Annotated in this window: 22 protein-coding genes; 6 read left to right on the top strand and 16 right to left on the bottom strand. The window is 68.0% G+C overall.

Annotation, left to right across the window (positions count from 1 at the left end; all coding sequences use genetic code 11):
* The first annotated feature begins 137 nt into the window (after positions 1-137).
* The 4 genes from LN047_RS26240 to LN047_RS26225 all read left to right on the top strand — a co-directional run bounded on the left by LN047_RS26240 (position 138) and on the right by LN047_RS26225 (position 4,941).
* A complete protein-coding gene (locus tag LN047_RS26240; RefSeq protein ID WP_279991672.1) occupies positions 138-1,037 on the top strand; it encodes a LysR family transcriptional regulator in 900 nt (299 codons plus the stop codon).
* Positions 1,034-1,843: a helix-turn-helix domain-containing protein gene (locus LN047_RS26235; RefSeq protein WP_056319794.1), complete on the top strand. Its 810-nt coding sequence runs from the start codon at positions 1,034-1,036 to the stop codon at positions 1,841-1,843. Before LN047_RS26240 ends, LN047_RS26235 begins: the two co-directional genes overlap by 4 nt.
* Positions 1,844-1,949: 106 nt before the next feature.
* Positions 1,950-3,818: a dihydroxy-acid dehydratase gene (gene ilvD, locus LN047_RS26230; protein WP_108006097.1), complete on the top strand. Its 1,869-nt coding sequence runs from the start codon at positions 1,950-1,952 to the stop codon at positions 3,816-3,818.
* Positions 3,819-4,059: 241 nt separating this feature from the next.
* The gene (locus tag LN047_RS26225) at positions 4,060-4,941 is read left to right on the top strand and encodes a LysR substrate-binding domain-containing protein (RefSeq protein WP_373980657.1); all 882 of its coding nucleotides are present in this window, start codon (positions 4,060-4,062) and stop codon (positions 4,939-4,941) included.
* A gap of 339 nt (positions 4,942-5,280) precedes the next feature.
* Here the strand turns inward: LN047_RS26225 and lpdA are convergent, their stop codons facing one another.
* The 10 genes from lpdA to LN047_RS26175 form a co-directional block, all read right to left on the bottom strand.
* Positions 5,281-6,678 carry a dihydrolipoyl dehydrogenase gene (gene lpdA / locus LN047_RS26220; RefSeq protein ID WP_373980656.1) on the bottom strand — a complete coding sequence of 466 codons (1,398 nt, stop codon included), beginning with the start codon at positions 6,676-6,678 and terminating at the stop codon, positions 5,281-5,283.
* 8 nt (positions 6,679-6,686) lie between these two features.
* Positions 6,687-8,054 (bottom strand): pyruvate dehydrogenase complex dihydrolipoamide acetyltransferase, encoded by a 1,368-nt coding sequence (locus tag LN047_RS26215; protein WP_373980655.1) that lies wholly within the window; start codon positions 8,052-8,054, stop codon positions 6,687-6,689.
* Positions 8,055-8,064: 10 nt separating this feature from the next.
* Positions 8,065-8,553, bottom strand: coding sequence for a VOC family protein (locus LN047_RS26210; protein WP_373980654.1), 489 nt, complete (start codon positions 8,551-8,553; stop codon positions 8,065-8,067).
* The gene (locus LN047_RS26205; RefSeq protein WP_373980653.1) at positions 8,550-10,733 is read right to left on the bottom strand and encodes a thiamine pyrophosphate-dependent enzyme; all 2,184 of its coding nucleotides are present in this window, start codon (positions 10,731-10,733) and stop codon (positions 8,550-8,552) included. Before LN047_RS26205 ends, LN047_RS26210 begins: the two co-directional genes overlap by 4 nt.
* A 39-nt stretch (positions 10,734-10,772) precedes the next feature.
* Positions 10,773-11,561, bottom strand: a complete 789-nt coding sequence (locus tag LN047_RS26200; RefSeq protein WP_373980652.1) for an SDR family NAD(P)-dependent oxidoreductase — start codon at positions 11,559-11,561, stop codon at positions 10,773-10,775.
* Positions 11,562-11,597: 36 nt separating this feature from the next.
* Entirely contained in the window at positions 11,598-12,317 is a 720-nt protein-coding gene (locus LN047_RS26195; RefSeq protein WP_063954599.1) for an ABC transporter ATP-binding protein, read from the bottom strand.
* Positions 12,314-13,066: an ABC transporter ATP-binding protein gene (locus LN047_RS26190; protein WP_062841282.1), complete on the bottom strand. Its 753-nt coding sequence runs from the start codon at positions 13,064-13,066 to the stop codon at positions 12,314-12,316. Before LN047_RS26190 ends, LN047_RS26195 begins: the two co-directional genes overlap by 4 nt.
* A complete protein-coding gene (locus LN047_RS26185) occupies positions 13,063-14,343 on the bottom strand; it encodes a branched-chain amino acid ABC transporter permease (protein ID WP_373980651.1) in 1,281 nt (426 codons plus the stop codon). The genes LN047_RS26190 and LN047_RS26185 overlap by 4 nt, the downstream gene beginning before the upstream one ends.
* Entirely contained in the window at positions 14,340-15,281 is a 942-nt protein-coding gene (locus LN047_RS26180) for a branched-chain amino acid ABC transporter permease (RefSeq protein ID WP_056320465.1), read from the bottom strand. Before LN047_RS26180 ends, LN047_RS26185 begins: the two co-directional genes overlap by 4 nt.
* A gap of 146 nt (positions 15,282-15,427) precedes the next feature.
* Positions 15,428-16,663: a branched-chain amino acid ABC transporter substrate-binding protein gene (locus LN047_RS26175; RefSeq protein WP_056320468.1), complete on the bottom strand. Its 1,236-nt coding sequence runs from the start codon at positions 16,661-16,663 to the stop codon at positions 15,428-15,430.
* A 493-nt stretch (positions 16,664-17,156) separates the two neighbouring features.
* On the opposite strand from LN047_RS26175, the gene LN047_RS26170 reads away from it, so the two are divergent.
* Both LN047_RS26170 and LN047_RS26165 read left to right on the top strand, forming a co-directional pair.
* Positions 17,157-17,894, top strand: coding sequence for an SDR family NAD(P)-dependent oxidoreductase (locus LN047_RS26170; protein WP_056320470.1), 738 nt, complete (start codon positions 17,157-17,159; stop codon positions 17,892-17,894).
* Between the two features lie 150 nt (positions 17,895-18,044).
* Positions 18,045-18,791 carry a FadR/GntR family transcriptional regulator gene (locus tag LN047_RS26165; protein ID WP_152382793.1) on the top strand — a complete coding sequence of 249 codons (747 nt, stop codon included), beginning with the start codon at positions 18,045-18,047 and terminating at the stop codon, positions 18,789-18,791.
* Between the two features lie 14 nt (positions 18,792-18,805).
* Here LN047_RS26165 and LN047_RS26160 read toward each other — a convergent pair whose 3' ends face one another.
* From LN047_RS26160 to LN047_RS26135, 6 genes are all read right to left on the bottom strand, one after another.
* Entirely contained in the window at positions 18,806-20,143 is a 1,338-nt protein-coding gene (locus LN047_RS26160) for an NAD(P)H-dependent oxidoreductase (protein ID WP_056320475.1), read from the bottom strand.
* An 81-nt stretch (positions 20,144-20,224) separates the two neighbouring features.
* Positions 20,225-20,785: a 5'-3'-deoxyribonucleotidase gene (locus LN047_RS26155; protein ID WP_373980650.1), complete on the bottom strand. Its 561-nt coding sequence runs from the start codon at positions 20,783-20,785 to the stop codon at positions 20,225-20,227.
* Between the two features lie 36 nt (positions 20,786-20,821).
* Positions 20,822-21,352, bottom strand: a complete 531-nt coding sequence (gene thpR / locus LN047_RS26150) for an RNA 2',3'-cyclic phosphodiesterase (RefSeq protein ID WP_373980649.1) — start codon at positions 21,350-21,352, stop codon at positions 20,822-20,824.
* 64 nt (positions 21,353-21,416) lie between these two features.
* Positions 21,417-22,298, bottom strand: coding sequence for a chemoreceptor glutamine deamidase CheD (cheD, locus tag LN047_RS26145; protein ID WP_081259871.1), 882 nt, complete (start codon positions 22,296-22,298; stop codon positions 21,417-21,419).
* Between the two features lie 362 nt (positions 22,299-22,660).
* The gene (locus LN047_RS26140) at positions 22,661-23,569 is read right to left on the bottom strand and encodes an ABC transporter permease (RefSeq protein ID WP_063954607.1); all 909 of its coding nucleotides are present in this window, start codon (positions 23,567-23,569) and stop codon (positions 22,661-22,663) included.
* On the bottom strand, positions 23,566-24,321 hold the full coding sequence (locus LN047_RS26135; RefSeq protein WP_056320486.1) for a cell division ATP-binding protein FtsE: 756 nt from the start codon (positions 24,319-24,321) through the stop codon (positions 23,566-23,568). The genes LN047_RS26140 and LN047_RS26135 overlap by 4 nt, the downstream gene beginning before the upstream one ends.
* Between the last annotated feature and the right edge of the window lie 24 nt (positions 24,322-24,345).

Here is a 24,345-nt window from a genome sequence, read left to right as displayed (position 1 = left end):
GTGCGCAAGGAGCCGCAAGCGTGGACGCGCAGATGGACGCGTGGTTGGGTAATGAAAACGTCAGTGTGGGCCAAGCGCTTTCATTAATAAAGCTTTGGTCTATTATGATTTTCATAAGTAGAACTTTGGTGTGAGCTATGCGCGGCTTGAATCTGGACCACCTGCGCACGTTTGCGCAGGTGATCGAATTGGGTAGTTTTTCCGCCGCCGCCGAGCGCGGGGGCGTGACGCAGCCGGCGGTCAGCCTGCAGATCCGTCAATTGGAGCGGCGATTTGGCCTGAAGCTGGTCGAGCGCGTGGGGCGGCGCGCGGGGCCGACGGCGGCGGGGCGGGAGCTGCTGGCGCACATCCGCGTGATCGACGGCGCGATTGCGCAGGCCGAGCAGGCAATGAGCGCGCATGCGTCGCAGGTGTCGGGGCGGATTCGGCTGGGCACGGGCGCGACGGCGTGCACCTATCTGCTGCCGCCGGTGCTGGCGGATCTGCGCCAGCGGTTTCCGGCGCTGGACGTCGTGGCCAGCACGGGCAACACGGCGGACATGCTGCGCGGGCTGGAGGCCAATACGCTGGATATCGTGTTGATCACGCTGCCCGCGCCGGGCCGCATGTTCCAGGCGACGCCGTTGATGGAGGACGAATTCGTGGCGATCTTTCCGGCGCGCGATGCGGCCGCCATCCCCGAGGCGGTGACGCCGCAGGCGCTGGCGCGGATGCCGCTGGTGCTGTTCGAGCCGGGCGCGCGTACGCGGCGGCTGGTGGACGACTGGTTCGGGGCGGCGGGCGTGGCGGCCAAGCCGATCATGGAACTGGGCAGCACGGAGGCGATGAAGGAGATCGTGGGGGCGGGCCTGGGCTGCGCGGTGCTGCCGCGGCTGGCGGTGTCGGGCGCGGGCCGGCGCGAGGCGCTGGAGGTACGCTCGCTGACACCGCGCCTGTCGCGAGACCTGGCGATCGTTCTGCGGCGCGACAAGCCGCTCAGCCGCGGGCTGCGCCATCTGCAGGATGCGCTGCTGGCGCTGCGGGGGTATGCGCCATGACGGCGTCCTCCGTGCCGCGCACGCCGGCCGAACTGGATCTCTATCCCTATGAGTCGTCGCGCCGTCCAGTGGCGGGGCTGGCCGTGGACTATCCGGACGGGCATCGCGTCAAGCGCCATCGCCATCGGCGCGGACAGCTGGTCTATGCGATCTCGGGCGTGATGGTGGTGGATACGGACGCGGGTATCTGGGTGGTGCCGCCGACGCGCGGCGTGTGGGTGCCGGCGTGGGTGACGCACGGCATCCGCATGAGCGGCGAACCGCGCATGCGCACCGTGTTTGTGGAGCCCGGCGCGGCGGCGCATCTGCCCGCGCAGTGCTGCGTGCTGTCGGTGTCGCCCTTGCTGCGCGAGTTGATGGCCGCCGCCGCCCAGGTGCCGCTGGACTGGGCGCCGGACACGCGCGACGGCCGGCTGATGATGCTGCTGCTGGACGAGCTGCGCCAGGAGCCGGCGCTGCCGCTGCATCTGCCGCAGCCGTCGGAACCGCGCCTTGCCCGGATCTGCCGGGCCATCGTGCGGCATCCGGAACGTCAGGACGGGGCGGCCGACTGGGCGCGGGCGTTGGGGGTGGATCCCAAGACGGTGCATCGGCTTTTTCTGCGGCATACGGGCATGACGTTCGGCCGCTGGCGCCAGCAGGCCCGGCTGCTGGCGGCCATGGAGCGGCTGGCGCGGGGCGATCGGGTATTGGATGTGGCGCTGGACCTGGGGTACGAAAGTCCCAGCGCGTTCGCGGCCATGTTCCGCAAGGCGCTGGGGGAGTCGCCCAGCGCCTTTGCGGCGCGCAGCGTGGCGTCCGCCTGACGGCCGCGTGTCCGTTTCAGCACGGCCGCGGGGCGGCCGGGGGCGGAACCAGCGTATTATTTACCGTTTTGCCGCCCACGCTAACAGCTACAGCCTGAGACAGATCATGCCGCACTACCGCTCCCGCACTTCGACCCACGGCCGCAACATGGCCGGTGCCCGCGCCTTGTGGCGCGCCACCGGCATGAAGGATGGCGACTTCGGCAAGCCGATCATCGCCGTGGTGAACTCGTTCACGCAGTTCGTCCCTGGCCACGTGCACCTGCGCGACCTGGGCGCGCTGGTGGCCAAGGAAATCGAAGCCGCCGGCGGCGTCGCCAAGGAATTCAACACCATCGCCGTGGACGACGGCATCGCCATGGGTCACGGCGGCATGCTGTATTCGCTGCCGTCGCGCGAACTCATCGCGGACTCGGTGGAATACATGGTCAACGCGCACTGCGCCGACGCCATGGTCTGCATCTCGAACTGCGACAAGATCACCCCGGGGATGCTGATGGCCGCGATGCGCCTGAACATCCCGGTCGTGTTCGTGTCCGGCGGCCCGATGGAAGCCGGCAAGGTCAAGTCGCCCACCGACGGCAAGGTCATCGCCAAGATCGATCTGGTCGACGCCATGATCAAGGCCGCCGATCCCAACGTGTCGGACGCGGAAGTCGCCGAAGTCGAGCGCAGCGCCTGCCCGACCTGCGGCTCCTGTTCCGGCATGTTCACCGCCAACTCGATGAACTGCCTGACCGAAGCCATCGGCCTGGCGCTGCCGGGCAACGGCACCATCGTCGCCACGCACGCCTGGCGCAAGGGGCTGTTCGAACAGGCCGGCCGTCTGGTCGTTGACCTGTGCCGCCGCTACTACGTCGAAGAAGACGAATCCGTCCTGCCGCGCAACATCGCCACCAAGAGCGCGTTCCAGAACGCGATGGCGCTGGACGTGGCGATGGGCGGTTCGACCAACACCGTGCTGCACTTGCTGGCCGCAGCGCAGGAAGCCGGCGTGGACTTCACCATGGCCGATATCGACCGCATCTCGCGCAAGGTGCCGTGCCTGTGCAAGGCGGCGCCCGCCACCGACAAGTACCACATCGAAGACGTGCACCGCGCCGGTGGCATCCTGGGCATCCTGGGTGAACTGGCGCGCGCCGATCTGCTGGACCTGTCCTGCGGCAACGTGCACAGCGGCACGCTGGGCAACGCCATCCAGCAATGGGACGTGGCCGGCAACGCCAGCGAAGAAGCCAAAAAGTTCTACCGCGCGGCGCCCGGCGGCATCCCGACCACGGTCGCCTTCAGCCAGGACGCCACGTTCCTGACGCTGGACACCGACCGCAAGACGGGCTGCATCCGCAGCAAGGAAAGCGCCTATTCCAAGGACGGCGGCCTGGCCGTGCTGTACGGCAACCTGGCGGAAAAGGGTTGCATCGTGAAGACGGCCGGCGTGGACGAGTCGCAATGGGTCTTCACGGGCCGCGCACGCGTCTTCGAAAGCCAGGACGACGCCGTTGAAGGCATCCTGGGCGACAAGGTCGTCGCGGGCGACGTGGTGGTGATCCGCTACGAAGGCCCCAAGGGCGGCCCCGGCATGCAGGAAATGCTGTACCCCACGTCCTACCTGAAGTCCAAGGGCCTGGGCAAGACCTGCGCGCTCTTTACCGACGGCCGCTTCTCGGGCGGCTCGTCCGGTCTGGTGATCGGCCACGCCTCGCCGGAAGCGGCCGAAGGCGGCACCATCGGCCTGGTCGAAGAAGGCGACACGATCGAGATCGACATCCCCAACCGCAAGATCCACCTGGCGGTTGCCGATGACGAACTGGCCCGCCGCCGCGCCGCGATGGACGCGCGCGCCGACGGCTGGGAGCCGGTCGGCCGCGAACGCGTGGTGTCGCAGGCGCTGCAGGCCTATGCTGCGCTGGCCACGTCGGCCGATCGCGGCGCGGTGCGCGATCTGTCGCAGCTCAAGCTCAAGGGCAAGCGGTGATCGGTTGATGACCGGTTGCTGAGAAAGGCGGCGCTTCGGGCGCCGCCTTTTTTTGTGCCGAGCGGCTGTGGCAGTGGTAAACGGCACTCGTCAAGCGGGCGGGTTTGCTGGCTTTACAGCTTTTGATTTGTAAACCGGAAATACCGTCTCCAGCCTGTAAATCGTGGATTTGGCGTCGATCGCAGGTGAACGCGGTGATCGTGCCGATAAAATTCAGCGACCCCCCACCGGAGCGCAATAAATGTCCCTGAACTCCGAAGCCTTGCGCCTGTTCCTCGGCGTGGTCGACGCCGGTTCCCTCAGCGCCGCCGCCGAAATGCTGGGCCAGACGGCGTCGGGCGTCAGCCGCGGTCTGCAGCGGCTGGAAGAAGACCTGGGCGTCATGCTGCTGAACCGCACCACACGCCGCATGGAGCTGACCGAGGAAGGCCGGCATTTCCTGCCCAAGGCGCGCCAGATCGTGGCCGCATTGGAAGAGGCCGAGGAGTGCATGCGGATGGTGCACCAGCGGCCGGCCGGGCGATTGCGCGTGGATGCGTCGGTGCCGGTGATGCTGCATTGCGTGGTGCCGCACGTGGCCGAGTTCCGGCGCGCGTATCCGGAGATATCGCTGGAGCTCACCAGCAACGACCGCATCGTGGACCTGATGGAGCATCGCACCGACGTGGCGCTGCGCATGGGACCGCTGACCGATTCCACGCTGCACGCCCGCGCGCTACGGCCGTCGCCGCGCTGGATGATGGCCAGTCCCGACTACATCGCCCGCCGTGGCGCGCCGCGCACGGTGGAGGATCTGGCGGACCACGAATTGCTGGGCTTTACCCAGCCGGAAAGCCTGAATCTCTGGCCGCTGCGCCATGCGGGCGGTTCAAGCTTTCAGGCGACGCCGACGCTGGCGACTTCCAGCGGCGAAACGCAGCGGCAACTGGCCCTGCGCGGCGTGGGCATCGCCTGCCTGTCGGACTTTGTCGTGCGCGAAGATATCGCGGCCGGGCGGCTGGTGAAGGTGCTGCAAAACGAATACACAGATTACCTGCAACCGATGCACGCGGTGTACCACCGCAATACGCAGCTGTCGCGGCGGATTGCGTGCTTCCTGGATTTTTACGCGGGCCGGATTTGATGCGCGCAGGTGTCTGACACCCTGCGGACGTGCTCTCGGCATGTCGCCTGTCTCACGAGGGTGTCAGACACCGACATTGGCTACGCGTGCAATGCCCGGCCCAATTCCGCCGGCACCGATTGGGCGCAGGTGTCTCGATTCGGCGCAGGTGTCTGACACCCTGCGGACGTGCTCTGGGCATGTCGCCTGTCTCGCGAGGGTGTCAGACACCGACATTGGCTACGCGTGCAATGCCCGGCCCAATTCCGCCGGCACCGATTCGGCGCAGGTGTCTGACACCCTGCGGACGTGCTCTGGGCATGTCGCCTGTCTCACGAGGGTGTCAGACACCGACATTGGCTACGCGTGCAATGCCCGTCCAAATGCCGCCAGCACCGATTCGTGCAGCGTTTCCGACAGCGTCGGATGCGCGAACACGGTGTGCATCAGGTCTTCTTCGGTGGCTTCCAACGATGCCGCCACGCCATAGCCGGTAATCAGCTCGGACGCCTCGGGGTGGATGATGTGCGCGCCCAGCAGTTCGCCCGATTTGGCGTCGAAGACTGTCTTGACGAGTCCCTGGTCCTCGCCCATCGCAATCGCCTTGCCGTTGCCAGCGAAGGTGAATTTGCCAACGCGGATGTCGCCGCCGTGTCGGGTGGCGTGTTCGCGCGCGCGGGCTTCGGTCATGCCGATGCTGGCGACCTGCGGGTAGGAATAGGTGCAGGCGGGAATGCGCAGCGGGTCGATGGTGTGCACGGGCAGGCCTGCGATGGCTTCCACGCACAGCACGGCTTCGTGGCTGGCCTTGTGGGCAAGCCACGGCGCGCCGGCCACGTCGCCGATCGCGTAGACGCCCGGCTCGCCGGTGCGGCACAGACCGTCGGTGACGATGTGCGTCTTTTCGATTTTGACGCGCGTCTTTTCCAGGCCAAGATTCTCGACGTTGCCGACGATGCCGGCGGCGACGATGACGCGGTCGAACGTCTGTTCGATCTTTTCGCCGTCGTGCTCCAGCGTGACCTTGACGCCGTCGGCGGTGGTCGACGAGGCCGTCACCGCGCAGCGGGTCAGGACGCGGATGCCTTGCTTCTCGAAGGCCTTGCGCGCCAACTGCGAAATCTCGGCGTCTTCCTGAAGCAGGATCTCCGGCGTCATGTCGATCAGCGTGACCTCGGCGCCCACCGCGCGATAGAAGCTGGCGAACTCGGCGCCGATGGCGCCCGCGCCCACCACCAGCAGCGATGCCGGGATCGCGTCGGCAACCAGTGCCTGCCGGTAGGCCCAGATGCGTTCGCCCACGGGCAGCGCCGGCAGCTCGCGGGCGCGCGCGCCGGTGGCCAGGATGATGTGCTTGGCCGACAGCGTGGCGCCGTTGTCCAGCGCCAGCTTGCCGGACCCGGCAAGCCGGGCGCTGGCGGCAAACACCGTCACCCCGTTCTTCTTCATCAGGTGCGCGACACCCTGGCCCAGCCGGCCGGCGACCTTGCGCGACCGGGTGACCATGGCGGCCAGATCGGGACGCGCCTCGCCCGCGCCCGTCACGCCGTAATGCGCGGCCTCGCGGCAGGCGCGCAGCACGGTGGCGCTGTGCAGCAGGGCTTTCGTGGGAATGCAGCCCCAGTTCAGGCAGATGCCGCCCAGTTCGGCGCGCTCGACCAGCGCGACCGACATGCCCAACTGCGCGCCGCGGATCGCGGCGACGTAGCCGCCCGGGCCACCGCCCACCACCACCAGATCAAAACTCGTCTTCGTCATGGCGGGGCTCACAGCAGGATGCGCACGGGGTTTTCGATCAGGGTGCGCAAGGCCGCCAGCCAGCGTGCGCCGACCGCGCCGTCCACGACGCGATGGTCCGCCGATAGCGTCACCGTCATTACGGTGGCGGCGGCGAGTTGACCCTCGGCGTCGACCACCGGGCGGCGTTCGGCCGCGCCCACGGCCAGGATGGCGGCCTGCGGCGGGTTGATGATGGCGGCGAACTGGCTGATGCCGTACATGCCCAGGTTGCTGACGGTCAGCGAGCCGCCCGTGAACTCCTCGGGCTTCAGGCGGTTGACCTTGGCGCGCCCGGCCAGCTCGGCGATCTCGCCCGAGATGGCGGACAGCGGCTTGACGTCGGCATCGCGCACGATGGGCGTCACCAGGCCGCCGTCGGTGGCCACCGCCACCGAGACGTCGGCGCCGGCGTGGTACTCGATGTCATCGTCGTGCCAGGACGCGTTGACCTCGGGCACCTCGCGCAGCGCCAGCGCGGCGGCGCGCACGATGAAGTCATTGACCGACAGTTTGACGGCGCCGCCTTGGTTGGCCTGCGCGCGCAGCGCCAGCAGCGCGTCCATGCGGCAGTCGACCGTCAGGTAGAAGTGCGGCACGTGCTGCTTGCTTTCGGTAAGACGGCGCGCGATGGCGCGGCGCATGCCGGTGTGGGGCACGCGGCGCGCGGCCGACCGGCCCGCCAGCGGCGCGGCAGCGGGGGCGGCGGCCGGCGCACGGTCGCGCGCCGCTTCCACGTCCCGCCGCACGATGCGGCCATGCGGGCCGGTGCCGGTGACGCCCAGCAGGTCGACGTGCCATTGCGCGGCAAGGCGCCGGGCGACGGGGCTGGCGAAGAGGCGGCCGCCGGGGACGGGAGCAGCCGAGGATGCGGATGGGGATTGCGCGGCGGATGCTGACGCGTTGCCGGCTTGTTGCGAGGCAGAGGCAGCGCCAGCGCCAGCGGATGCCGAGGCAGCCGATGCTCCGGGAGCCGATGCTCCGGGAGCCGCCGCTCCGGAAGCCGATGCTCCCGAAGCCGCCGCGCCATCTGCCGCCGCGCCAGCAGCCGACCCGGCAGCCACCGCCGCGCCACCGTGCTCGGCCAACGCACGATCGATCGCCGCTGCATCTTCGCCATCCGCGATCAGCACGCCGATCACGGTGTTGATGGGCACCGAGGCCGGCCCGGCCTGCACGACGATGCGGCCCAGCACGCCTGCCTGTTCGGCGTTGATCTCGACGATGGCCTTTTCGGTTTCGACTTCCGCCAGCGCCTCGCCCACGGCGACGCGATCGCCTTCCTGCTTGAGCCACTGGTGCAGCACGCCGCCGGAGGCGTCGGCGGCAACGGAGGGGAGCTTGATGAGGTATGCCACGATGTTGTTCCTATTCAGCGGCGCCGGCCAGGTCGGGCCGGTACGCGGCGGGGTCGTCGTATTCGACGAGTTCGAGCACATTGCCTTCGGGGTCGCGGAAGAAGGCGAGCCACGTGCCCGGCCGCACTTCCATGGGCGCGGGCGCGCTGTCAAAGACCACGCCCTTCGATTGCAGATCGCGCACCACGCCGCGCAGGTCACGCACGATGAAGGTCAGGTAGGCGGCGCCCTGGCGGTCCAGAATGGCCTTGCCGCGCACGGCCGGTTCGGGCGCCACGGCCGGCTGCAGCAGCTTGATGCGCTCGCCATAAGGGGTCTGCAGACGCGCCACGTCGTAGCCGTGCGGCGTGAGCCCCGTGGCCTGCGCCTTGCCGGCTGGCACGGTCACGCGATTCACCAGCGTCAGGCCCATCAAATCGGTGTAGAACGCGGCCAGCGCATCGAGATCCGCGCAGCAGATGCCGACTTCCATCGGCACGGTCATGTGCAGGGCAGTCATGGCTTTTCCCCCAGGTCGGCCAGCACGTCGGCCAGGCCTGCCACCACTTCATCGGTATCGGCGAATGCCGCGCGCTCCAGCACCTTGGAGATGCTGGGGGAGGCCTCGCCGCCCGTGACGCGCTTGACCGGCTGGTCCAGCCAGTCGAAGTAGCGGCGCTGGATCTCGTCGGCCAGCATGGCGCCGTAGGACGTGCCCCGCGCGCCTTGTTCCACGATCAGCACGTTGTTGGTCTTTTTGATGCTGGCGCCGATGGTGTCCCAGTCCAGGCTGGCGCGGTCCAGCGTGCGCAGATCGATGACTTCCGCATCCACGCCGGCCGCTTCGGCCGCCGCCAGCGCGCGGCTGACCATGGACAGGTACGTCAGGATGGTGACCTTGCCACCCTCGCGCCGCACCTGCGCGCGGCCAAACGGGATGGCGTAGTCCAGGTCATTCTCGGGAACCTCTCCCGAAGACGCGTACAGATCGACGTGCTCGATGACCAGCACCGGGTCCTTGGAGGCCAGCGCCGTGTTCATCAGGCCGACGTAATCGTGCGGCGTGGACGGGGCGACGATGCGCCAGCCGGGCGCGGTGGCGAAGATGCCGGCCGGGTCCATCGAGTGCTGCGAGCCGTAGCCCGTGCCCATCGCGACCTTGGTGCGCAGCACGAAGGGCACGTCGATGTCGCCGCCGAACATATGGCGCGCCTTGCCGATCTGGTTGAAGATCTGGTCGGCCGCGACCCACATGAAGTCCGGGTACATGAATTCCACGACGGGCTTGTAGCGGCCGTCCATCGCCAGCCCGCCACCCAGCCCGGCAAAGGCGTTTTCGGAAATGGGCGTGCCCAGCACGCGGTCCGGATACTTGTCCTTCAGGCCGCGCGTGGCGCCGTTGGTGCCACCCTTCAGGCGGTGCACGTCTTCGCCCAGCACCACGACGCCGGGGTCGGTTTCCATGCGGCGGTCCAGCACGTCGGCCACCGCATCGACGAACTTGCGCGTCACGGTGGCGCCGGTGTGGTCCGCCGCCTCCTGGTAGCGCAGGCCGGCCAGTTCCGAGCCATCACTGCGCAGGCCCACGTCGCGGAAATCCGGGCTTGGCCACAGGTCGGCGCGCACGCGGCGCTTGCCGCCGTCAGCCGCTTCGGTCAGGCGGCCGGACACTTCCTTCATCACGTCCTTGCAGCGCTGGCGCAGCGCGTCCACCTCAGCCTGCGTGACCAGCTTGCGGCCGATCATCTCGGCCGCGATGCGGTCCAGCGGATCGCGCAGGCGCCATTGCGCCTCTTCGTCCTTGGTGCGATAGCCGAAGGCGCTGCCGGGGAAGGGGCCGTTCTGGTGGAAGAACCGGTAGACGTCCACCTCGACGATGGTGGGACCCTTGCCCGCGCGCATGTGCGCCACGGCTTCCGACATGGCCAGGTGCACGGCCAGCGGGTCCATGCCGTCGACCTTCCACGCGGGAATGTTGAAGGCCAGGCCGCGCGCGGACAGGCGCGGCTCGGCGGTGGACTCTTCCACGGTCGTGGACACGGCGTAGCGGTTGTTCTCGATGAAAAAGCACAGCGGCGTCTTCCACGCGGCGGTCAGGTTCATCGTTTCCAGCACCGAGCCGATGTTCACCGCGCCGTCGCCAAAGTACGTCACGGCCACGCGATCGGTGCCCGCGTGCTTGTGCGCCCAGCCCGCGCCGGCGGCCAGCGGCACGCCGCCGCCGACGATCGCGTTGGTGCCCAGCGCGCCCGCTTCCAGCCAGCGCAGGTGCATGCTGCCCCCACGGCCGCGGCAGTAGCCGTTTGCCAATCCCATGATCTCGGCCAGCGTCTTGTGCAGGACCTCATCGATGGCGGGCGTGAGCGGGTTGCGCGGATCCAGGCCCAGCGGCGCCACGTGCTGCAGCGCTTTGGCCAGGAACTGGTGATGGCCGCGGTGCGAGCCGTTGATCTGGTCGCCGGCGCCCAGGGCCAGCACCGAGCCGACGGCGCCGCCTTCCTGCCCGACCGACGAGTGCGCGGGACCGTGCACCAGGCCTTCGGCGGCCAGTTCCAGCACGGCTTCCTCGAAAGCGCGGATCCAGTGCAGTTGGGTCAGCATCGTGCCGAGCAGCGCGGGGTCCGCCTGCTGCCAGTCCGAGGCCTCGGCCGTCAGTTGCCGCCAGGGCGCCTGGGGCTCGAGCGGTTGGTAGGTGGCCATGAATGAATCTCCAGTGTGTTTTTTTAAGCGTCGGGGCAATCAGAGGTAGCTGTAGCGGCTCCAGCCGCCGTCTGCCACCAGGGTGTGTCCGGTGATGTAGGCGGCCTGGCGCGAGGCCAGGAAAACCGCCAGGTCGGCCATTTCGGCCGGCTGCGCCATGCGGCGCAGGGGCGTGCGTTGCTTGAGGCGTTCGGGGTCAAGCCGGCCGCGCGCGGCCAGGTCGCGCACCAGGTCGGTTTCGACATAGCCTGGCGCCAGCGCGTTGACGCGCACGCCCGCCGGGCCCCATTCGACGGCCAGCGTCTCGGTCAGCAGCACCACCGCGCCCTTGGTGGCGCAGTAGGCGGCGCGGTCGGGAGCGGCCACCACGCCGTACATGGAGGCCAGGTTGATGATGCTGCCCGAGCCGGCGGGCACCATGCGCCGTCCGGCCGCCTGCGCGCACAGGAAGACCCCGGTCAGGTTGATGTCGACGGCCCGGCGCCATTCGTCCACGGTGACTTCCAGCGTGGGCTTGTTGGCCGAGATGCCGGCGTTGTTGACCAGCACGTCGATGCCGCCCCAGGTTTCCGCAACCTGCGCAAAGGCGCGCTCGACGGCGTCGGCATCCATGACGGACGCCTGCACCGCCATGGCCTGCGCGCCGTCGGCGGTCAGGGCCGCGACGGCGGCGTCCAGCGCGCCGGCATCCATGTCCAGCAGCGCGACGCGCGCGCCCTGGCGTGCAAAGGCCTGCGCCGTGCTGTAGCCGATGCCCTTCGCGCCGCCGGTGATGACGACCGCCTGGCCGCGCAACTCGGCATGAATGACTTCAGTGGTGTTGTCCACGATGTGTGCCTGTGTAAGGTGAGTACGTAAGGCGGCTCAGACCGCCAGCCATTCCTGGACGACGTCCTGGCGCTCATGCAGCTGCGCGGGCGGTCCTTCGAACACGATGCGGCCGTGGCCCATGACGCTGACGCGGGTGGACACCTTCAGCGCGATCGTCAGTTTCTGTTCGACCAGCACGACGGACACTCCCTGCTTGTGGATATCCCGGATGACGTCGGCAATCACCTCGACGATCTTGGGCGCCAGCCCTTCGGTGGGCTCGTCGATCAGGATGACCTTGGGATTGCCCAGCAGCGAGCGGCACATGGTCAGCATCTGCTGTTCGCCGCCCGACAGGTTGCCGGCGCGGGTATTGCTGCGTTCCTTCAGGCGCGGGAAGTAGTCGAACATCTGCGCCACGGTCCAGTACGGCGCATCGTCGCGCCGGGGCTGCTCGCCCATGCGCAGGTTCTCGTCCACCGTCAGGTTGGCGAACACCTCGCGCTCCTCGGGCACGAAGGCCAGGCCCGCGCGGGCGATCTCGAAGGGACGCTTGTTGGTGATGTCGCGGCCTTCCATCGCGATCTGGCCGCCGGTCACGTCCACCAGGCCCATGATGCTTTTCATGGTGGTCGAGCGGCCAGCGCCGTTGCGGCCCAGCAGGCTGACGACTTCGCCGCGCCCGATCGACAGGTCGATGCCGTGCAGGATGTGGCTCTTGCCGTAATGGGCATGCACGCCCTGCAGCGACAAGAGGGGGGATTGCGTCGTCATACCGTTTCCTCTCCCAGGTAGGCCTCACGCACGCGGGCATCGCCGCGGATCTCGGCGGGCGTGCCGGTGGCCAGGATCTCACCGTAGACCAGCACGCTGATGCGGTCGGCCAGCGAGAACACCACCTGCATGTCGTGCTCGACGATCAGCAGGGTGCAGTCGCGCGTCACGTCTTTGATGAGTTCGACCGTGTAGTCGACCTCGTGCTGCGACATGCCTGCCATGGGCTCGTCCAGCAGGATCACCTTGGGCCGCGACGCCAGCGTCATGCCGATTTCCAGCGAACGCTGCTCGGAATAGTTCAGGTCGCCGGCCGCCGTGTCCTGGCGCGCCGTCAGCCGCACTTTCTCCAGCAGGCGGTCCACGTCCTCGTTGACGGCGCGGTTGCGTGCGATGGGCCGCCAGAAGTTGTAGACCAGGCCGTGCATGCGCAGCACCGCCAGGCGCAGGTTCTCGCGCACCGACAGGCGCGGGAACACGTTGGTGATCTGGAACGAACGCGCCAGGCCGAGCCGGTTGATGGCTTCGGGCGCCAGGCCGCCGATCGGGCGCGAGCGCAGGCTGATGTCGCCCGACGTGGGCGCGAACGAGCCCGACATCAGGTGAAACAGCGTGGACTTGCCCGCGCCGTTCGGGCCGATGACGGCGTGGCGTTCGCCGGCTTCGACCGCCAGATTCACGCCGCGGATGATCTGCGCTTCACCAAAGGATTTGCGCACGTCGGTCAGGGTCAGGATCTCGTGGCTCATTGGGCGGGCTCCAGCAGGGGGGCGGCTTCGCCCGTGTCGCGCCACAGGGCCAGCGCCCAGCGGCAGGCGGCAAGGCCCGCGGCAAACAGCACCAGCGGCACCAGCCAGGTCGACAGCGCAAGCGGCACCCAGTCCTGGCCGAACAGCGGGATGGCGGGCCAGCCGGCCTCGGGGTTCATGGCGAGGAGCGCGCGGTAATCGCGCGCAAACATGCGTTGCAGCAGTTCCACGGTGAAGACGGTGGCGCCGGTGAGCAGCAACCCCCCGGCCACAGACACCGCGGCGCGCGGCAGCCAGTTGGCCAGCCCGCGCTCGCGCAGCGACTTGGCCGCGCGCTGCACCAGGCCGACCAGACCGTCCGGCACGAACAGCATCACCAGCACGAAGAGAATGCCCTGATACAGCAGCCACGACCGCGTGATGTCGGCCAGCGTCTGCGACAGGAAGGTCAGGATGGACGCGCCCAGCACCGGTCCCAGGAACGCATTGACGCCGCCGATGTAGGCGAACAGCACCGCGTCGGTGGACAGCTTGACCTCGAACAGCACGTAGTTGCCGGCTTCGATGTTCAGCGCCTGCAAGCCGCCCGCGATGCCGGCAAACATGGCCGACAGCGCAAACACCATGGTCTTGAGCGCATGCGGGCGGTAGCCCAGGTAGCGCAGACGGTTGGCGTTTTCGCGCAGGCCCAGCGTCAGCCGGCCCAGCGGCGTGCGCGTCAGGCCATACAGCGCGGCCAGCGACACCAGCACCCACGCCAGCACCAGGTAGTACACCTCGATGTCCGAGCCGAAGGCAAAGCCCCATGCCGGCATGCGCATCGCGGACACGCCCGCCTCGCCGCCGAAGACGCTTTTCAGGTGCGGCGCCAGCGCGTGCAGCAGTTCGGCCAGTGCCAGCGTGATCATCGAAAAATACACGCCCGATCGCATGGTGGCGAACCAGCCGGCGACCAGGCCGAACAGCAGCCCGGCCACGCCGCCCACCAGCGGCATCAGCGGCGTGGGCAGCAGGCCCGCGCCGCCCAGCGCATTCATCGCGTGGATGGTGGCGAAGGTGCCGACGCCAAAGTAGGCGGCATGACCAAAGGACAGCATGCCGCCCTGGCCGGCCAGCAGGTTGAAGGCGCAGGCGAACAGCGCGGCGATCAGCATCTGCACGGCCGCCACGAGCTGGCCGGCAGGCAGCAGCCACGGCAGCGCGCACAGCGCGGCCACGCACAGGATCAACAGCAGCGCGCCCGTGGCGCGGCGGGTGGAAGTGGCGGTATGGCTCATGCCTGCTCTCCCTTCAGTCCCGACGGCTTGACCAGCAGCACCACCAGCATCAAGAGGAACGGCAGCGTTGCGGCCAGGCTGGAGATCTTCACCGTCATCAGCCCGCCCACGCTTTCGGCCCACTCACGCGCGCCAAACAGGCCAAACAGCGTCGCCAGGCTGGCGTCGATGCCGACCGAGAACGAGCTGATCAGGCCGATCAGCAGCGACGCGATCATCGCGCCTTCCAGCGAGCCCAGGCCGCCCACCACGACCACCACGAACACCAGCACGCCCAGTTCCAGCGCCATGTTCGGGTTGGTGGTGTAGAAGGCGCCCGCGACCGCGCCGGCCAAGCCCGCCATTGCCGCGCCCACGCCGAACACGCTCATGAAGACCAGCGGCACGTTGTGGCCCAGCGCCTCGGCCATGCGCGGCCGGTAGATGGCCGAGCGCACCACGATGCCGACGCGGGTGCGCGACAAGAGCAGGTAGATCACGGCGAACATCGCCAGCGACACGCCGCCCATCAGCAGGCGGTAGAACGGATAGTCCGCGTCGAACACGCGGAATGCCGCGAAGTTCAGGAACGGGGGCACGCGGTAGTCGACGGGAAAGTCGCCGTAGAACAGCTTGATCAGCTCGGCGACGATGAACGCCAGCCCGAAGGTGACCAGCAGTTCCTGCGCGTGGCCGAACTTGTGCACGCGGCGCAGGAAGAAGCGTTCGACGCCCATGCCCAGCACGCCCGCGATAATCGTGGCCAGCACCAGCGCCGTCCAGAAGCCCGTGACGGGCGTGAGGGTGTAGGCGGCATACGCGCCGATCATGTAGAACGATGCGTGCGCGAAGTTCAGCACACCCATCATCCCGAAAATCAGTGTCAGGCCTGCCGACACCATGAATAGCAGCAGGCCGTAGATCACGCCGTTCAACAGCGAGACGGTAAAGTATTCCATGTCCGCTCCAGGATTCTTGCGCGGGACGCCAGGCGTCCCGCGAGCGATTGCGCACGCTGTTTTTGCCCGGCCCGCGCCGGGAGTGCGCTTGTCATGTGCCGGCGGCGGCCCGCGCGCAGGTCAGCGCGCAGCCCGCCGCGCGGGCATCACTTCGGACGTTGCATCTTGCAGGTGCCCTGCACCGGCGCGGACACGTCCGCCGCGGCCAGCACCTTCACGGGTTCAAAGCCCATGTCGGTGCCGTCGGCCTTGTACTTGGCGTTCTTGCCCACCTTGGACACCACCATCGGCAACTGCACCTGATGGTCTTCGGCGCGCATGGTGTATTCGCCCAGCGCCGATTTGTAGGTGACCTTCTCCAGCGCCAGCGCCAATTCGGGCACCGGCAGCTTGCCGTCCTGCGGCTTGACCTGCTTCAAGGCCTCGCCCAGAAAGCGCACGCCGATCACGGTCTGCGGCTCGGTGTAGCTGGGGTAGTGGCCGGTCTTGGACTTGTAGTCCTCGGCGAACGCCGCGCCTTCCTCGCCGGCGGCCTCGATGTTGTACGGGTGCGCGATGTAATGGCCCAGCGCGACCTCGCCGGCGTTGGCCAGGTTGCCGACCTGGTCCAGGAACACCGTGGCAAAGCGCACCTTCAGGCCGGCGGCCTGCGTGGCCTTCATGAGCAGCAGCAGGTCGTTGGACCAGTTGCCGGTGACTACGGTGTCGGGCGTGGCCGAGCGGATGCGCGCGACATAGGGCGCGAAGTCCTGGATCTTGTTGACCTCGTGCAGCGTCTTGCCCACGACCTCGTACCCATACTCCTTGGCAAAGCGCTCGGTCGCGCCTTCCATGTCCTGGCCCCACGAGTAGTTCTGGTTGATGGCGTACACACGCTTGCCCAGCGTGCCGTCGGCGGACATGACGGATGCCAGCGCCTTCACGCGCAGGTCGGCGTTGGTGGTGAAGCGGAAGTGGTAGAAGTGGCACTTCTGGCCGGTCAGCTCCAGCGCTTCGCCGCCCACGTTCAGGAACACGATCTCCTTGCCCGGGTTGCGCAGGTTGTGCTTGCGCACGTCTTCGGTGAGCTGGCCCGAAATGGCCGAGGACGACCCCTGCACCAGCACCTGCACGCCCTCGGCGGCCGCGGCGCGGAAACGGTCCGAGGCGCCCACGGGGCCACCCTGGTTGTCGAACTCCACCAGCTCCAGCGGCTGGCCATTCCAACCGCCAGCGGCGTTGATGCGGTCCAGCTCGTATTTGACGGCGGCGCGGAACATCAGGCCGGTCGAGGCCTGCGGGCCCGACAGCGTTTCGATCAGGCCGATCTTGACGGGTGCGGCGTGGGCGGTGGCGGCGAGTCCGGCCAGGCACAGCAGACCGGTGGTGAAAGCCAATTTCATGCGTGTCTCCTCCGTGGAACGGGAGTGTGTTGATTTGCGTGGGTCAGGCAGGTGCGCACGCCGCATCGCCCGCGCCCCGCGAGGGCGGGCAGGCGATGTGGCGCGAAGACGGGGCAATGGCGCCGGCCGCCGACGCGCGGGGCGCCGGGGCGAGGCGCCGGCCGGGCAGGGCATGAAGCCGCCGGGGCGTCTGAAGGTGCGCCGTCGGGCGTGCCGAGGGCGCGGATGCGGTCATGCTGCCGGTGAAGTTCACCTGGTTGTCCCCTGCCTGTTTATGCGGCGTGACGCCGTGTTTTTCTGACTGACTTGCCTGAAAGCGGCAGTTGATTTACGCTTTGGTGAACAAGTTGTCAGGCAACTTTATTAAGTTGTCCGATAAATCATAGGGCAAGCGTTTTTCTCGTGTCAAGCAACCGATTCAGGCGTTCAATCTGAATTCGAGCTGCTGCCGCGAAAGGGACGCGGCCCGCCAAAAACAGCTTCAGGAGACAGGATGATTTCGTTCGAGGGGCAGGTTGCCGCCATCACCGGCGCGGGCAACGGCATCGGCTTGGCCACGGCGCGCCTCATGGCCGCGCATGGCGCGCGGCTGGTGCTGACCGACATCGACAACGCGCGGCTGCAGGAAGTGGCGGCCGAGCTCGATCCCAGCGGGCAGCGCGTCTACACGCACGCGCTGGACGTATCGGTGTCGCACGATTGCGAACGGGTGTTCGAGGCCGCGGCCCGGCACTTTGGCGGGCTTGACCATCTGGTCCACTGCGCGGGCATCTACCCCGAGCAGCTCGTCAAGGACACCAGCGACGAGTCCTGGCGCACGCTGATGCGCGTGAACCTGGACGGCACGTTCTACGTGTGCCGCGCCGCCCAGCGCCATCTGCGCCATGACGGTTCGATCGTCCTCTTGACATCGCTGGCCGCGCAGCGCGGCAGCTACGCGCACGCCGCCTACGCCGCGTCCAAGGGCGCGGTGCAAAGCTTCACCCGCAGCCTGGCGCTGGAGCTGGCTCCGCAGATCCGCGTGAACGCGGTGGCGCCCGGCATCATCGCCACCTCCATGACGCACGACCTGATCGGGCAGAAGGGCGCGCAGTTGCTGGAAAGCACGCCGCTGCGCCGCTTTGGCACGGCCGAGGAAATCGCCGGGACCATCGCGTTCCTGTGTTCGCCGCTGGCGGCCTTCGTGACGGGCGAGGTCATGCAGGTCAATGGCGGGATCTATATCGCGTAAAGTGCCAGAACGCGGCGCGCCGGAAAAAACCGGCAAACCTATAATTTCCAGGGCGCTGCCGCGAACCAGCCTGTCGGGACCACCACGCGAGACATTCCTATAACCATGGCCGACGCGCCCGCGCGCCGCCCTCACGTTCGAACGATCCACATGCAGCCAAGTCAAGAACCCGATCCGGCGCGCGCCGCGCCCCGCAGCTCGCTATCGGCGGCGGTGGCGGACGCCCTGGCCGATCAGATACGCCAAGGCGTGCTGGCCCCCGGCGATCGCCTGCCGACCGAAAAGCAGCTGACGGAGATGCACTCGGTCAGCCGCGCGGTCGTGCGCGAGGCCCTGGCTCGCCTCAAGTCCGAAGGGCTGGTCACGTCGCAGCAGGGCAGCGGCGTGTTCGTCGACCCGAATTTCCAGAAGAACGCGTTTCGCATCGCCGCACCCACGCCGGGCGACAACCAGGACCTGGAGCACATCCTGGAACTGATGCTGTCCATCGAAGTCACGGCGGCGCGCTATGCGGCGCAGCGGCGCACCGAGCCCGACCTGAAGAAGATGCGGCAGGCGCTGGTGGGCATGGAGTACGCGCTCATCAACGACAAGCTGGGCGACGAGGAAGACTATCAATTCCACCAGGCCATCGTGCAGGCGACGCACAACCCGCACCTGGTGGCGCTGAACGACTACCTGGAAGCGAATGTGCGCCGCGTCATCCGCAGCGCGCGCCACAACACGGCGCGCAGGTATGCCGAGCGCATGGCTGCCGTGCAGAGCGAGCATCAGGCCATCTTTGCCGCCATTGAAGCCGGCGACTCCGACGCCGCGGGCCGCGCCGCCGAACAGCACCTGCGCAACGCGGCGGACCGGCTGCGGTTGTTCCAGGCGGAGCGCCCCGCGCCCGTGTGACCGCGGGGCCGCGCCTACGCGAACGTCTGCTCCATCTCGCGGCGGAACTGCACCGCGGTCGAGCGTTCGTCGTACTCAACGTCGCGCCAGCGGATCGCCTGCGACTGGCGCACGGGGTTCTTGAGCTTGACCTTGTTCGACAAGCCCAGCGGCAGATAGCCTTCCTCGACCGAATCGGGGGCAGGCATCAGGCGCCCGTACACCGTGTAGCCGCCTTCGCCGTCCAGGATCTGGCCGGCCTGCAGGTCGCGCTTGGCGGTGGCCACGACGTCGCCGTGCCAGCCCGCGGGCGCGCCGGTGGGCTCGCGCCGCAGGCCCACGCTGGCCACGCTGATGCCCAGTTCCAGGCCGATCAGGTGGTAGGGCTTGTACATGGCGGTGAAGTTGCCACTGGGATCGGTGACCAGGCCATATTCCTGAAAGCAGCGCCGCACGTAGTCGCTGTCGGCCGCAAGCGTGACATACACGCCCCAGCGCAGGTCCCGGAACACCGGCCGTCCGTCGCGTTCCAGCGACGAGATCACCTCGACCTGGCCGCGATGATGCAGCATGCCGCCGTCCTCGCGGGGACGCAGCACGCGCGCCAGATCATCCACGCCGCAAGGCGGAAAGTGCAGGCCAGAGGGCGACGGCAAAAGACCCGTGGCATTGGAGACGGCCGCCATCTCGATGGCGCTCTTGGTGCCGTCCAGAAAGCTGTTGAACATCTGCGCGTTGAAGTCGCCCGCCGCCACCATTTCGGCGGTGAAGCCGTAATACGGCCAGACGGTGTCGGGGGTGGACGTGTGGAATTCGGGCAGATACTTGGTGCCCTTGCCCGCGGCCATGACCTCGAAGCCGCTGGCGCGCGCCCAGTCCACCATTTCGCAGATCAGGGCGGGCTGGTCGCCGTAGGCCAGCGAATAGACGATGCCCGCTTCGCGCGCGCGGCGCGCCAGCAGCGGGCCGGCCAGCGCGTCGGCCTCCACGTTGACCATGATGATGTGCTTGCCGTATTCGCAGCAGGTGAGCACGTGCGTGATGCCGGCGGCGGCCTGGCCGGTCGCGTCGATGACGATGTCGACGTCGGGGCTGGCGATGACGGTGCGCGCATCGTCGCAGAAATAGACCTTGCCGTTCTTGTAGGCGTCATTGATGCTGCTGGCGTTGAGCGCGCCGGCCGGCCAGCCGACACGGGTCAGCGCGGCGCGGGCCCGGTCGGGCACCAGGTCCGCCACCGCCACCAGGCGGATGCCCGGCGTGCGCGGGGCCTGGCTCATGAACATGGCGCCGAACTTTCCGGCGCCCAACAATGCGACTCGCAGAGGCTTGTGGTCGGCTTCTCGCTGCTTGAGCAGGCGGTACAGATTCATGGCGCGGGCTCCTCCCGGGTGGGGCGTACGACTCCACAGGATAGTCCCAAACGATGACGCCTGAACAGGATTCAGCCGGAGTCAGGCGTCTGCCGTATAGAGCTCGCCGGCCAGCACGTTACGCCAGTTCTGCCAGTTGATGCGCGGGCGGTCCGTCACCTCACGGTTGTAGGGCGCATCGAACAGAATGTGCTTCCAGCGCGGCCGCGCGGCGCCTTGGATATGCGGCTTGTCGTCGATCAGCAGATGGCCCTGCACCAGCGTCTTGTCCTTGGTCAGGATCAGCCGGTTGGTGGCCTCGCGGCCCAGGTTCTTTTCCACCCACAGATATTTCTCGGCGACGCAGTTTTCAAACTGGGACAGCGGCGACGAGCAGATCCGCACGTCCATGCCCAGCGCCAGCAACTCCTTGAAGGCCTCCAGCGCGCCCGGGACCGGCGGCAGGTTGCGGATGAAACCCGGCGCCGTGTAGATCGCCTCGGCCATCCCGCGTAGTTCGGGGGCGTAGTCCTCGCGGATGTAGAAGGACTTGCGGTTCTCGAACGCCACGGGCGCGACGTCAGGGTGGCGCGCGCGCCAGGCGTCGATGAAGGCGTGTTCAAAATCGGCCAGCACGCCGTCTTGATCCAGCAGGATGATCATGGGGGTCCCAGGTATTGGCAACCGTACGATTGTGCCCTAGCCGCCAAGCGGCCGGGATTGCGCCACGATGCGGTAGCGGCTGCCGCCGGTCAGCGACTCGGACGCGACCAGCACCATGCGGTCGTAGTGCCAGGCCAGCGGCGCGGGCGCGTCGTCGGGCGGCTCGGCAAGCATGATGTTGCGCAGCAGCGTGACGTGCGGGCGGAAAGGCTGGGTGGGCGGGGTGAGCCCGTAGCCCGACAGCCACCGCCAGAGATCGTCGTGGGCTTGCTGCAGGCCGAAAGGCGTTTGGGATGGGCCCGCCCACAGGATGCGCTGGCGGGTGAACACCCCATAGCGTTCCAGCGGCACGTCGCCCGGCGCCAGCCTGCGTTCGGGCGTGGCGGCGGCCAGTTCATCGGCCAGGGCGCTGTCGACCGGCCCCAGGAATGCCAGCGTCAGATGCAGCGTCTCGGTGCGCATGGCGCGTCCGCCGCATGTCAGCCTGGCCTGCTCCGCCCATCCGGCAAGGGACGCCGCCAGCGAAGGGGACGGCCATAGCGCGTAGAAGAGGCGGAGGGTGGACATGCGCAGATTGTAGGACGCCCAAGCGCTATTGCAGTCTGCCGTCCTGCGCGGCGGGCCGGCCGGGTTACGGCTTGGGGCGCCGGGTCAGTCCGGTATCAAAGCGCTCCACGCCGGGACGCGCTGCGCTGGGTCGGGCCGCTTGCGCGGGGGCGGCGTCGGCCGCAGCGGGCCGGTCAAAGCGCTCGACGCCAGGCCGGGCAGGGCGGTCAAAGCGTTCCACGCCGGGGCGGGCGGCAGGGCGGTCGAAACGCTCGACGCCGGGGCGGTTCAGCCGCTCGACGCCGGGACGATCCAGCCGTTCCACGCCTGGACGGTCGAAACGTTCGACGCCCGGCCGCGCAAAGCGCTCGACCCGTTGCGGCGTGGCGGTCTTGGCCGCCGCGCTTTGCGCCGCTTCCTGTTCGCGCTTGGCGATGATCTCTTCGGCGCGCTGGTGGTGCGGCGCCATCTTGCGCACCATCACCCGGCCGTCGCGCGGGAAGTAATTGATGCGGCGCGCGTGCACGTCGCCGAGATCCTGCGCCTTGACGGGGATGCCTTCGGTCTTCAGGTAGTTCAGGACGAACTGGCCGTTGCGCTCGCCGATGTTCATCTGCTGCATGGCCGCCAGCACCGCGCCGCCGCCGAACACCTTGGCTTCCAGGCGGTCGCGCGAGGCGCCGGCCTTGAGCAGCTCGTTGATCAGCACTTCCATCGCAAAGGCGCCGTAGCGCATGGTGGCCGACGCGGGGGACTGCATGTCGCCCTCGGGCAGCATGAAGTGGTTCATGCCGCCCACGCCCGTCACCGGATCGTGGATGCACGCCGCCACACAGGACCCCAGCACGGTCGAGATCATCATGTTCTCGTTGGTGACGTAGTACTCATTGGGGAGCACTTTCACTGCCTGAGATTGGAACGCGCTGTCGTAGTAGTGACGTGTTGCGCGGGCTTCAAGAGCGGCCATGGGACGGATATCTGGGCAAAAACGGCGATTGAGACACTGAAATGCGAGCGGAAGCGGTAATTGTGACAAAAAATGTACAAAAATGTCGCTTTATTCTTGCATATCCCGGCAGCGCTTGGAAGAAAACTGTGTAAATACGACCAAAGCGTCGTTTATTGGAACTTGTACCTGTTCCCCGCACGCAAAACGGCCCGTACGGATGGCAGGCAGTCATCGTACACAGGGCATTTGGGGGGCTTTCCCCGGATCACGGGGAGGAAGGGGCTTCAAACGGACCTTTAGACCCGCCGGCAGTTAGGACACAGACGGCGGGCCGGGCGCGGACGGCAGGACCCGAGGGGGCTGGCCCCCTCGCGGCGGGCTCAGAACCGGGTGCTGCGCGTGACCGACCAGCGGGCAGACAGCGCGCCGAGCGCGGCGGAGGCGACGACCGCGCCGATCAGGACGGGGGCGCCCGGCAGGTGCAGGGCGAACTCCGCCCCGTAACTGCGGGCCAGTCCCAGCAGGGCCTCGTTCAAGGGCGACAGCGCGACCGCCGCGACCCCGATGGCCAGCAAGGAGGCCAGGGCGCCGGACAGCGCTCCCAGGTAAAGGAACGGCCGGCGCACGAACGATTCAGTGGCGCCGACCAGCCGCGCCACGCCGATTTCCTCGCGTTGCGACAGCGCCTGCATGCGCACGGTGTTAAAGACCGTGGCCAGCACCACGACCGCCACGCACGCGGCCAGGAATCCCAGGCCGATCCGCGCGAAGCGCAGGATGGCTTCCAGCCGCTGAACCCAGGCGCTGTCCAGCTGGACGAGGTCCACGTGGTTCCATTGCTTCCAGGCCGAGGCCAGCGTGTCGGCGCGACCTGCCAGGTTGTCGCCATCGGCCAGCGTGACGACGACCGCATCGGGCAGCGGATTGCCGGGCAGCACGGCCAGCGCCTCCTGCCAGGCGGGGTTGGCGCGCAGGTCGGCCAAGGCGCTTTCGCGGCCCACCACGCGCACGGCGCGCACGTCCTGCGGGTAGTCGTCCTTGATGCGCTTGGCCACGTCCGCGGCGGCGCCTGCCGGGGCGTCCACACGCATGAAGACGGTGACCTCCGGCGTGACGGACATTTCCCGCGCCACGGGTTGCACCGACACCAGGATGGCGCTGCCCAAGAGCGGCAGCGCCAGCGCCAGCGCCATGACCAGCAGGTTGGCGAGCGAGGAAAAGGGTTGTTTGATCAGCCGGCGCAGCGTGACCAGCAGCGCGTAGCGATGTTGCCGCAGCCAGGCGTTCATGCGGACTCTCCAGGATGGCCAAGGCCTGGCTCGGTGCGGGCCGCGCGTGCCGGCGCAGCCTGTGCGGCCATGCCGTCCGTGGGAGTGGCGGGGCCGTGGGAGTCGGCAAACTTGCCCGGCTCGATCCGCAGGGTGCGGGTGGCGTAACGCGCCATGAGTTCCTGGTCGTGCGAGGCGATCAGCGTGGTGACGCCGACGCGGTTGAAGTCGCGGAACACGTTCATGATGCGTTGCGCGTTGTCGTGGTCGAGGTTCGCGGTGGGTTCGTCCGCAATCAGGATGGCGGGCCGGTTGACGATGGCCCGGGCGATGGCCAGGCGCTGCTGCTCGCCGCCTGAAAGCTCGATGGGGTTGAGGTCTTCCTTGCCCGACAGTCCGACCTTGTCCAGGGCGGCTCGGGCGCGCGACGCGGCGGAATCCCAGGGGTGGCCCTGGACCGCCAGCGGCAGCATCACGTTTTCGAACGCGCTTCGATCGAACAGCAGGTGCGTGTCCTGCAGGATGACGCCGACCGCGCGGCGCAGGTAGGGCCGGGCGCGGGCCGGCAGCTTGTCCAGCCGCTGCCCGTTCACCTGGATGGACCCCCGGCTGGCGGGCTCAAGACCGCCGATCAGCTTGAGCAGCGTGGACTTGCCGGCGCCGGAGGGCCCCGACACGAAAACGAACTCTCCCGCGCTCACGCGGAAGTTGATGTCGGCCAGAATATTGCGGCCGCGACCATACGATTTGAATACGTGCTGGAATTCGATCATGGCGGCTGTCAGATGAAGCCGCCA

Origin of the sequence: Achromobacter sp. JD417 (genome assembly GCF_041879325.1) — a bacterium.
Classification (GTDB): Bacteria; Pseudomonadota; Gammaproteobacteria; order Burkholderiales; family Burkholderiaceae_B; genus Achromobacter; species Achromobacter mucicolens.
Note: the sequence above shows the minus strand (reverse complement) of the source record. Positions and strands in the feature narration are given on the sequence as shown.